The following is a 258-nucleotide window of genomic DNA, read 5'->3' as shown; positions in this document are numbered from 1 at the left end:
CGATGCGGTGCGCGGTGCCATCGCGCTGCGCGCGGATGCCGACGCGCTCGCCCCACAGATAGGCGATGGTCACACCCGCCGCCATCACCGCGCAGACCGCCGCGATCACGGCCGCGCGACGAGCGCGCCCGCGCGGCCAGGCCGAGGGCGGTATCGCCTGCGTCGCAGGGGAAGTCGCGGAGGAGTCGGTCATATCGATGCGCGGGATGACACCGGCGGCATGCGCCAACGACCGGCCATTAGGCAAAGCCGCACCCC

Annotated in this window: 1 protein-coding gene; it reads right to left on the bottom strand. The window is 73.3% G+C overall.

What is annotated here, in order from left to right; genetic code table 11:
• On the bottom strand, positions 1-229 hold a 229-nt coding region (locus ACNEUN_RS06310), incomplete at its 3' end, for a hypothetical protein (RefSeq protein WP_463631589.1).
• Positions 230-258: the final 29 nt, after the last annotated feature.

Source organism: Gardnerella sp. C0684A1 (assembly GCF_055326835.1).
The sequence above is the reverse complement of the archived record's forward strand: the minus strand, read 5'-3'. Positions and strand labels throughout refer to the sequence as shown.